This window comes from Pseudoneobacillus rhizosphaerae (genome assembly GCF_917563885.1).
GTDB classification, from domain to species: Bacteria; Bacillota; Bacilli; order Bacillales; family Cytobacillaceae; genus Pseudoneobacillus; species Pseudoneobacillus rhizosphaerae.
In genome coordinates this window covers 128,175-136,711 of record NZ_CAKJTG010000010.1, presented here as the reverse complement: position 1 = coordinate 136,711, position 8,537 = coordinate 128,175, and the positions used below count along the sequence as shown (strand labels likewise).

The window sequence follows — 8,537 nt, the reverse complement described above, 5'->3', positions numbered from 1 at the left end:
CCTCTACTACTGCTACAACAACTAGCATCAGCTTAACATGGGATGCGGCTGAAAGAGCAGAAAGCTATGAGCTAAGACGAAATGGTGAAGTAATCTATACTGGTGCAGCAACAAGCTTTGCGGATTCTGGTTTAACTCCAGGAACAACGTATAGCTACGAATTAAAAGCGGTAAATTCTGGAGGAGTAAGTTCTATAGTAACTCTTTCTGCGACTACAGTGAAATTACCACCAATTGCACCAACGGGCTTCACTTATACTGCAACTACTACAAGCATCAATTTAACTTGGAGTGCAGTTGCTGGAGCAGAAAGCTATGAATTAAAACGAAACGGAACAGTTGTGTATAGCGGGACAGCTGTAAGCTTTGTAGATACTGGTTTAACTTCTGGTACCAACTATAGTTATGAATTAAAAGCGGTAAACTCAGGAGGAGCAAGTCAACTAGCTACTCTAACAGCCACTACTCAACAAGTGGTAGTAACACCGCCGCCGCCACCGCCACCACCGGCAATAGTAGTCCCAGGCTCTGTTACTGGTTTAAAAGGTGAAGCTACCACAAATAGCGTGTCCATAACTTGGAATGCAGTTTCTGGTGCGGAAAAATATGAGTTAAAGCGTAATGGTACTGTAGTTTATACAGGTGCCACTACTAGCTTTATTGATACTGGATTAACTGCTGGAACAGCTTACAGCTATGAAATAAAAGCAATAAATGCTGGAGGTTCTAGTAGTGCAGCAACAATTTCAGTGAGTACGCTTCAAGCTGTGCCGGGAGCAATCACAAACTTTAAGGGTGTAGCAACTGCAAATAGCATCAATTTAACATGGGATGCTTCAGCACAGGCAACTTCCTATACTTTAAAGCGTAATGGACAAACTGTTTATGAAGGTACAGGTCTTTCTTTTATGGATAGTGGTTTAGTCTCTAATACAACTTATAACTATGAATTAGTGGCCAAGAATACAGGTGGTGGAACAACTCCTGTTACAATCACGGTTTCTACTTTAAAAGGATTGCCAAAAGCACCAACTAATTTACAATTTGAAGCTGAAGCGACAAGCATTAGTTTTTCTTGGGATGAAGTAGCTGGAGCAGAAGAATATGTTCTAATTCGCAGTGGTGAAGAAGTATATAGAGGTACGGAAACAAACTTTAACGATACTTCATTATTACCAGGGAGAAAATATAACTATCGATTACTAGCTGTAAACACTGTAGGAGAAAGTAGTCCTGTACGTGTTGCTGTTGACACTTTAAGTGTTATACCAAGCGCGGTAACTGGTTTGAAAGCTAAATCTACTGAAAACCAAGTGAATTTAACTTGGAATGCAGCAGAATTTGCTTCTTCCTATATCGTGAAGTTAAATGGAAAAGTGTTATACTCAGGTACAAAAACAGAATATACTCATAGAAATTTAAAGTCTAACACTACCTACACGTATAGTGTAACTGCGATAAATAAAGCAGGGGTAAGTAAAGGGAATTCTATTTCTATCAAAACAAAAGCGATTCAAACTAAAACAAGTGTATCAGTTTCAAAACCTATTTATAAGCAATCTGAAAGTGTTGTTTTTACAATCAAAGTAACTGATGAAAATAATAAAGTAATTCCTTTAGCTGATGTAACATCTGTCGTTAAGGATGCTAATGGAAAAACTACTACCTACAAAGGGAAAACAAATAAATCGGGCGTACTTGTGTTAACAATTAAAACAAGTAAATCTACTAAGGTAGGAACTTATAAAGTTAGTTTTACGTCTATATTCAATGTTAAATCTGCATATGGTAATAGTAATGCAACTGGGAGCTACACTATAAAGAAATAAGGAAATGTTAATGGCCTCTACTAAAAAGTAGAGGTTTTTTTTATGTAATAGAAGAAGGTTTTACAAATAGGTTTATATTAAATTGGAAATAGGAAATATCATCGATAATAAACAGAATAGATTTAAACTGATTTTAGTATAATATTTATAATTTAGTAAATTGTTAGAAAATTGTCGATTAAAGTATGGTAAAATAAAAATAAAAGGGACAAGAAGGGGAGATGACATGAAGAGATTTACCATGGGGATGTTAGTGTTTTTCCTTATTTTAGGGAGTTTTTCGCTAACTTCTTTTGCCGATTCCAATCAAATTACCGTTAATACAGATAAGACACAGTATCAACCTGGTGAAAATGTAATTATTACTGGAATAATAAATCAGGAAGGTAGTGCCATTAGCAACACTGATGTTACTTTAAGATTAGATTTAGCAGGTGCGCCCCTGCAAGTTGACCAAACAAAATCATCAAGTTCTGGATATTCATTTTATATCACATTACCCAGTGACGCCCAATTAGGTGATTATACTGTACTAGTTCAGGCTTTAGGAGTAACTAACCAAACGACATTCAAGGTAAGCAACGAACCTGCCGGAGGACCAACATCACCACCTCCGTCTACGACACCTGCTGCACCAGCTACTCCAACATCATTTACATATACTGCCACAACCTCAAGCATTAAATTATCATGGAATGCTGTAACAGGGGGAGATAAATATCAAGTAAGACGAAATGGAACAATTATTTACGAAGGCTCTCAGACGAGTTATACAGATTCTTCTCTAACTGCAGGTACAACATACGCATATGACTTAAAAGCATCGAATAGAGGTGGGACAAGCAATATTGTTACTTTAACAGCAACTACTCTATCTGACGTGGTAACACCAGTTCCAGAACCAACGCCTGTACCAGAGCAACCAGTTACACCAGGACCACCACCAATAACAACAGAACCGCCTGTTATACCTTCTGCTCCGAAGGTACCAGGACCAATTACAAACTTTAAAGGAGTAGAAGACGTTCATAGTGTTACATTAAATTGGGCTGCTTCAGAAAATGCAACTTCTTACTCATTGAAACGTAATGGGCAAACCGTTTATGAAGGTGCAGCTCTTTCTTATTTAGATAGTGGACTAGAAGCCAAAACTGCCTATCAATATGAATTAATAGCAAAAAACGAAACAGGATCAAATAATCCAGTAAAATATACCGCTATAACATTAAGAGAAATTCCAAAGGCACCAGAAACCTTTGAATTTACTACAACAACTTCAAGTATCCATTTAACATGGACTGCTGTGGAAGATACTGACAGATATGAACTTAAACGAAATGGCAAAGTAGTGTATAGTGGTTCAGATAAAGAGTTTATCGATACTTCCCTAATTACAGGTACAATCTATCAATATGAATTAAAAGCAATGAATTCAACTGGTTCAAGTGGCTTAATTACTTTTTCAGCAAGAACACAAATGGAAAAACCAGGTGAAGTTTCAAATCTTAAAACAACAACAACTGAAAGCCAAGCCACAATCACTTGGAATAAGAAAACAGGAGCAACTTACTATATTGTAAAGCTTGGTAATAAGGTGATGTATTCAGGTGCAAAAACAAGCTACACACATCGTGGTTTAAAGCCAAATACCTCCTATAAGTATAGTGTTACTGCTGTTAACACCGGTGGACTAGGAAAGGCATCTTTTATTACCGTCAAAACTAAACAGATACAAACAAAAACAAAAATAACAACTACCAAAACGAGTTATAAACGAAACGAAACGGTTACTTTTACTATTAATATAACAGATAAAAATAATAAAGCTGTGGCATTAACAAGTGTTACTACAACCATTACAGACCCTCAAGGAAAATCGAAGCCATACACTTTAAAAACGAATATATTTGGAACGGCTGTTTTATCAATTAAAACTAGTAAATCTTATAAAATAGGAATCTATAAAGTTAAGACTAGTACACCATTCAATTCTAAACAAGCTTATGGAAATAGCACCGCAACATTAGAGTATCGTTTAAAATAACAAATAAATGAATGGCTTTTGTCTTTAGGTAACTGAGGATAAAGGCCTTTTTTAAAATGAAACATAAGGAGTAGAGAAAATGATAAAGTTCTGGAAGCTTTTACTTATACTGTTCATTTTAATAGGTAATGTCTCGATAGTAACAAAAGCTGCAACAAATGAAATAACAGTTACTACAAACAAAAAGGAGTACTTACCTAGTGAGAGTGTTTCAATAAAAGGTTTAGTAAAACAAGATGGAAAAGTGTTAAGTAATGTTGATGTGACATTTAGGTTAGAGTATTCAGGTATGATTTTACAAGTGGATCAGACGAAATCGACGAGTACAGGCTATAGCTTCCTTTTAGGGTTAACTAATGATGCCAAGCTTGGAGAATATAAGGTTATCGTTCAAGGTCTAGGAATAAAAAACGAAGTCCCATTCAAAGTATCTAAATCAATATCAGGTGGGACAACAACTACGTCAAGTCCAGTTCCACAGGTTAAAAACAAGTCATATACTTATAAAAATCCTTTAGTAATCAAGAATGAACCTATGATTTTATATACCTCATTATTAAAAGACTTAAATACAACCTATAACTACAATAAAGTAAAAAAAGCGATTACAGCAAAGAAAAACAAGACAACACTAGTTTTAACAATTAATAATACTTCATCTAAACTGGACGGAAAGATGAAAAAAATGACGGTAGCTCCTGTAATAAAAAATGGTAAAGTTTATATCCCTGCAACTTTTGTAAGCAAATCTTTTGGTGCAAAAGGTGTTTGGGATAAAAAGAAAAAAATATATAAGTTGTCAGTCCCAGTCAAATAAGTAGGTTTCTAAAAGACTAACTAGGAGTAAAACTACTTAAAATCAAAGGAGAATAAGGGAAGCACTTTAATACAGTCAAGCGATGAGGGACAGTCCCTCATCGCTTTTTAGTGTTAAAGTAAGTTGTTTTTTCTAACGTTTTTCTGAAAGGTCCAGCTTCCCCTTTAACATAAAATTCTATACTTTTACAATTTTTTAACATAAATTAATTCTCTTTAAAAAATACTTATGTTAATATGGAAAAGTACTAATTTTCCTAAGGAGGAATAAAAATGAAACGTATTTCAACAAAAAGTAAAGCGCTTGCAAGTGCAGCTTTAGCGTTAGGTTTAATGATTCCACAAGTTGCTCCAACCATTACATATGCTGAAGTAATGAGTAATGATGTTGTTAAATTAAGAATTTTAGAAACTACTGATCTTCATGCAAATATGATGAACTATGATTACTATCAAGACAAAGAAGTTGCAAACTTCGGTTTTGCTAAGACAGCAACCCTAATCAAAAAAGCAAAAGATGAAGCAAAAAACAGCTTACTATTTGATAATGGTGACTTAATCCAAGGTAGCCCTCTTGGTGATTATGTAGCAAAAGTTAATAAGTTAGAAAAAGGTGAAGTTCACCCTATATATAAAGCTATGAATCAATTAGGTTATGATGCTGGTAACTTAGGAAACCATGAATTTAACTATGGTCTTGAGTTTTTAGATAGAGCGTTAAAAGGATCTGCATTTCCTTATGTTAATGCAAACGTATATGTTGACGATCATGATAAAGATGAATCAAATGACAAAAATGTCTTTACTCCATACTTAATTCTTGATAAAGAAGTAACAGACGAAGATGGTCAAAAGCATAAAATTAAAGTTGGGGTAATTGGTTTTGCACCACCACAAATTACACAATGGGATAATGCTCGTATTGGTGGCAAAGTAGTTGCGAAAGACATTATCGATACAGCAAAGAAATTTGTTCCTGAAATGAAAGCTAAAGGTGCAGACATTATTGTAGCGATTCCCCATTCCGGAATTGATGCGACTTCAACTGGCAAAAATGAAGAAAATGCTGTTTACAATTTAAGTAAAGTCGAAGGCATTAATGCGATTTTATTCGGACACTCTCATGCGGTATTCCCTAGCGATAAATATAAAGATGTTCCAGGTGCTGATATTGCAAAAGGAACATTAAACGGAGTACCAACAGTTCAAGCTGGTATGTGGGGAGATAATCTTGGACTAATTGATTTAACATTAGAGAAGAAAGATGGCAAATGGACAGTTGCTGATTCTAAGAGCTCGACTCGTGTTATTTATGTAAAAGAAGGTTCAAATAACAAATCAGTAGTCGATACTCACCAAGGTGTAGTGGATGCCATTAAACACGAACACGAAGCAACTATAGTATATATGAAAGGCGCTCTTGGTAAAACAACAGCACCTATCAATAGCTATTTCTCACAAGTAAAAGATAATGAATCCATGCAAGTTTTAAATGCTGCACAAAAATGGTACACAGAAAAGGCAATCCAAGGTACTCCATATGAGAAGTTACCGGTTCTATCAGCAGCTGCACCATTTAAAGCAGGTACACGTGACAATCCTAACTACTACACAAATGTAGCAGAAGGAACTTTAGAATTAAAGAATGCTGCAGATTTATACTTATATGATAACAATACATTACATGCAATTGTTTTAACTGGAGCACAATTAAAAGAATGGTTAGAAATGACAGCAGGTCAGTTTAACCAAATTAAAACAGATATAAAAGAAGAACAAAACATTGTAAATGGTGATTACCGTTCTTACAACTTCGACGTTATTGATGGTGTAACTTACGAAATCGACGTAACAAAACCTGCTAAATACGACGGAAGCGGTAAAGTGTTAAACGCTAGTTCAAACCGTATTGTGAACCTACAGTTTGATGGTAAGGCTATTGATCCAGCACAAAAATTTGTAGTGGCAACAAATGACTATCGTGCATCAGGTACTTTCCCAGGTGTAAAAGGTTCTGAGATTATCGTCAAATCTCCTGAATCAAGTAGAGAAGTAGTTGCAAACTATGTACTTGAAAAGAAAGTGATTGACCCAACTCCAGATATGAACTGGTCCTTTAAGACGATTGATGCGGATGTGAATGTGTTCTTCTTATCTTCACCTGAAGCACAAAAATTTGTTAAAGCAACAGATAACTATAAGTTTGTTGCGACACAACAAGATGGATTTGCAAAGTATTCACTAGACATGAAGGTAAAAGCTACTTCTGAAACGAAAGAACCCCAAGGTACTTCAATTAAGGACCGCCTAATTGACGCGCTACTTAAGTTTCTTAACTTTTAAACATTAAAAAGGATGGTGCAGGTTGTACATTGCACCATCCTTTTTTATTAAAGGCTCTTTTCATAAACTTTGTTACTAATAACCATTAAACAACATTCAAAATAAAGAAATAGCACATTATTACTTTGAGATATTACGAGAATATGGCCACTACTTACATCACCATTAAAAGTAAAGATTGCATCCTTCGGTAAATCTAACGAACCTTCCCTCTTTTTAAAACACTCGCTCTAGGAACCAGAAGCCCCCTAATAGAATAATGATAATCGATCCAATTTGCACGATGGTTTTTGAATAAGGAAGTCTTTGAATAAAGGTTAGTAATGGTAAAAATAAAATAACGAGTAGCAATTGTACTATTTCTATTCCAATGTTAAAGCTAAGTAGGGAAGAAGCAAGCTGGCTCTTTGGAATATTCATTTCTTTAAGAATGTTCGCAAAGCCCAGACCATGTATAAGTCCAAAAATAAAGGTTAAGCCCCAGCGATAGTTGATTTCTTTTCGAAACAGATTTTCAGCTGCCACATAACAAATACTAAAGGCGATTGTCACTTCAATAAATCGGGAAGGGAGATCGACTATACCAAGAACAGCTAGACTAATCGTAATACTATGGGCAATCGTAAACGACGTTATAATCGCTGCATATTGTTTAAATGTCTGTTTTCTTAATAATAAGGCTAGTAAAAATAACAGATGATCATAGCCTGTAAGAATATGGAGCATCCCTAAATTAAAGAAGTTAGCCCACGGTTTTTCAGTCGTTACCATATGAGAATTTTGGGTTGTCTCACGCTCTTTTCCCTCAACCCCTTGTTCTACCTGCGCTTCCGTAAGGAGTATGGTCCAATTCCGATTATCACCTTGAAGGACAGATTGACTTGTTTCACCTCGATTTTTAGCAGAAAGTAAATTGATATAATTCGTTTTAGAATCGTTTACATACAAGCCATCCATTAATGTAATGGTGTCACCAGGAAAAAAAGGTGGGTAATGAAACTTAAAGGTTACATATTCGGTATTATCTTTTTTTTCTATTTTCATTTCATGTAATTCTGCTTCCTGTTGCTGATTGTCCTTATCAATTACAATTGTTGAATGAATCAGCTCTTCAAGATGATGTTCCTCATTCTTCAACTCAGACTTTTCGATAATGCCATTTTTATTTGCATCCACATCTTCCACTAACTCGATAATGGAAAGAGCATCGATAGAAAAGGAAAGTTCTGTACGTTCATTAGTAAAATCAATGTTTGTAAAACTAGAGCTATAGGCATGAGCGAAGATTTTGCTTGGATTAGTAACAACTAGCAACAACACTAATAGTATTGTAAAAAAATTAAAAATTTGATATTTAAGCCAATAATTAGTTAGTAATTTGTTTCTGTTTTTTGCATCAAAAAACAAAAAAGCGCCTCCTATCCCTTAAAATCCCAGCATTAAAATAAATTCGAATAGTAAATTTCATATGACTTTTACCAATTGTATATCATAATTGGAAATAT

The 8,537-nt window shown here is 34.9% G+C and carries 5 protein-coding genes; 4 read left to right on the top strand and 1 reads right to left on the bottom strand.

Annotation, left to right across the window (positions count from 1 at the left end; translation table 11 throughout):
- From LRP83_RS10940 to LRP83_RS10925, 4 genes are all read left to right on the top strand, one after another.
- On the top strand, nt 1-1,829 hold a 1,829-nt coding region (locus tag LRP83_RS10940; RefSeq protein ID WP_435531346.1), incomplete at its 5' end, for a fibronectin type III domain-containing protein.
- A gap of 226 nt (nt 1,830-2,055) precedes the next feature.
- Nucleotides 2,056-3,873, top strand: coding sequence for a fibronectin type III domain-containing protein (locus tag LRP83_RS10935; protein ID WP_230496735.1), 1,818 nt, complete (start codon nt 2,056-2,058; stop codon nt 3,871-3,873).
- Between the two features lie 79 nt (nt 3,874-3,952).
- On the top strand, nt 3,953-4,690 hold the full coding sequence (locus LRP83_RS10930) for a stalk domain-containing protein (RefSeq protein WP_230496734.1): 738 nt from the start codon (nt 3,953-3,955) through the stop codon (nt 4,688-4,690).
- A 272-nt stretch (nt 4,691-4,962) separates the two neighbouring features.
- Entirely contained in the window at nt 4,963-7,032 is a 2,070-nt protein-coding gene (locus LRP83_RS10925) for a bifunctional 2',3'-cyclic-nucleotide 2'-phosphodiesterase/3'-nucleotidase (RefSeq protein ID WP_230496733.1), read from the top strand.
- Between the two features lie 216 nt (nt 7,033-7,248).
- Here LRP83_RS10925 and LRP83_RS10920 read toward each other — a convergent pair whose 3' ends face one another.
- Nucleotides 7,249-8,439 carry a HupE/UreJ family protein gene (locus tag LRP83_RS10920; protein ID WP_230496732.1) on the bottom strand — a complete coding sequence of 397 codons (1,191 nt, stop codon included), beginning with the start codon at nt 8,437-8,439 and terminating at the stop codon, nt 7,249-7,251.
- Between the last annotated feature and the right edge of the window lie 98 nt (nt 8,440-8,537).

Excerpts from the sequence above, each read along its gene's own strand:
- LRP83_RS10925 (WP_230496733.1), top strand. The coding sequence starts at position 4,963 with ATGAAACGTATTTCAACAAAAAGTAAAGCGCTTGCAAGTGCAGCTTTA.
- LRP83_RS10935 (WP_230496735.1), top strand. The coding sequence starts at position 2,056 with ATGAAGAGATTTACCATGGGGATGTTAGTGTTTTTCCTTATTTTAGGG.
- LRP83_RS10930 (WP_230496734.1), top strand. The coding sequence starts at position 3,953 with ATGATAAAGTTCTGGAAGCTTTTACTTATACTGTTCATTTTAATAGGT.